Raw genomic sequence first — 1,756 nt, 5'->3', positions numbered from 1 at the left:
CGCGCCACCGGTGATCTGGCCGTCGCGGACAGCGTGACCTGGTACTCCATCGAGGAGTTGGCCGCCTCACTGGCCCGGTCGGCGGGGCGGCTGCGGTTCGAGTGGGTCCTCCCCGGCCATGGCGACCGCCGCCGGCTGCCCGCCGACGAGATGTCCCGACGGCTGGGCGCGCTGACGGAGCGCACCCGGCTGCTGCGGCCCCGGCCGATCGACTTCACGGCCGTCCGCTGGTGAAGGCGGCCCGCGCCGGCGCCGGTTCCTCACTCCGCCGCGGCGGTGGCGGTGGCGTGGGACAGGGCCACGCCGCCGATGATCAGGGCGAGGGCGAGGAGGCGGCCGGGGGTCACCGGGTCCTTGTGGACCAGGACGCCCAGGGTGATGGCGCCGGCCGCGCCGATTCCGGTGAAGACGGCGTAGGCCGTACCGACCGGCAGGCCCTTCATCGCCAGGGACAGCAGGTAGACGGCGACGGCGGCGAGCACGAAGCAGAGCAGCGTGGGCAGCGGCCGGGTGAACCCGGCCGTCGGCTTGATGCTCTGCGACCAGGCGACCTCCACCAGCCCGGCGGCGACGAGAAGGAGCCAGTTCACAGCGAGGCTCCCGTCCGGCGGGCGGCATCCAGCGCGGCCGCGCGGGACGCCTCGTGCGCTCCGCGGCGGTCGGCGAGGGCGGCGTCGGCAGCGAGGAGTTCGGACGGCAGCGGCTCGACGACGGCCCAGGCCGCCGCCTGCGCGGGAGTGCGGACGGCTTCGGCGTAGCGGGCGGGGTCGGTGATCCCGTGCTCCAGGACGTGGTCGCACAGCTCGGTCCACGCCTCCCCGATCTGCGGGACGGGGGTCCGGGCAAGGTCGCGGTGGACGTGGACGCCACCCGGGTGGGCCGCGCGCCAGGCGGCGGCGACGGCGTCACCGGCCTCCCGGCTGAAGGACCGGCGGCGGGCGCCGGCGTTGAGGTGGAGCAGCGTGGTCATGGCGGGCCCTCTCGGTGACGGCAAGAACGGTAACCGGACGAGGCGTCCAGTTATACGGGACAAGGGGTCAACCGGACAGGGCGTCCGGTTATTCCGGTAGGCTGCGGCGCCATGGAGACGAGGGAACGCGCGGACGCCGCCCGCAACCGGGCCAAGGTGCTCTCCGCCGCGGCCGAGCTGTTCGCCACCGGGGATCCGCGGTCGGTGACGATGGAGGACATCGCCCGGGCCGCCGGCATCGGCCGCGGCACGCTCTACCGCCGCTACCCGGACGTCACGTCCATCGCCGCAGCCCTCCTCGACGAGCACGAGCGCCGTGTACAGGAGGAACTGCTGCGCGGCGCTCCCCCACTGGGCCCCGGCGCACCGCCGCACGAGCGGCTCAGCGCGTTCTACGCCGCGATGGTCGACCTGCTGGAGACCCACGGCCACCTGGTACTGGGCGCCGAGACCGGCGGGAAGCGGTTCACCGTCGGGGCGTACGGCTTCTGGCGCGCCCACGTCCTCACCCTGCTGCGCGAGGCCGGCACCCCCGACCCGGAGGCCCTGGCGGACGGCCTGCTCGCGCCGCTGGCACCGGAGGTCTACCTCGAGCAGCGCGCGCGGGGAGTGACCCCGGACCGGATCAAGACGGCACTGTCCCGACTGGCGGGCGTACTGCGGGCCGGGTAGCCGTGCCGGGCGCCCCGGAAACGGGCACGGGAGGTCCGCACGGCACCGTGACCGGATGCCTGGGAACCCGCATACCGCGTTCGACCCGCACCACAACTGTTGCCTTGACAACAG

General features: G+C 74.6%; 3 protein-coding genes and 1 pseudogene. 2 read left to right on the top strand and 2 right to left on the bottom strand.

Translation table 11 applies throughout. From position 1 onward, the window contains the following. Positions 1-234: pseudogene (locus AB0O29_RS35600) on the top strand (MBL fold metallo-hydrolase); the annotation flags it as partial. A gap of 26 nt (positions 235-260) precedes the next feature. Here AB0O29_RS35600 and AB0O29_RS35595 read toward each other — a convergent pair. Next, positions 261-590, bottom strand: coding sequence for a multidrug efflux SMR transporter (locus AB0O29_RS35595; RefSeq protein ID WP_365160494.1), 330 nt, complete (start codon positions 588-590; stop codon positions 261-263). Continuing rightward, on the bottom strand, positions 587-970 hold the full coding sequence (locus AB0O29_RS35590) for an NAD(P)H-dependent oxidoreductase (protein WP_365160491.1): 384 nt from the start codon (positions 968-970) through the stop codon (positions 587-589). The genes AB0O29_RS35595 and AB0O29_RS35590 overlap by 4 nt, the downstream gene beginning before the upstream one ends. Before the next feature lie 111 nt (positions 971-1,081). Between AB0O29_RS35590 and AB0O29_RS35585 the strand changes: the two genes are divergently transcribed. After that, positions 1,082-1,642 (top strand): helix-turn-helix domain-containing protein, encoded by a 561-nt coding sequence (locus AB0O29_RS35585; protein WP_365160488.1) that lies wholly within the window; start codon positions 1,082-1,084, stop codon positions 1,640-1,642. The last annotated feature ends 114 nt before the right edge of the window (positions 1,643-1,756 follow it).

This window comes from Streptomyces sp. NPDC089915, assembly GCF_040684675.1.
Taxonomy (GTDB): Bacteria; Actinomycetota; Actinomycetes; order Streptomycetales; family Streptomycetaceae; genus Streptomyces.
The sequence above is the reverse complement of the archived record's forward strand: the minus strand, read 5'-3'. Positions and strand labels throughout refer to the sequence as shown.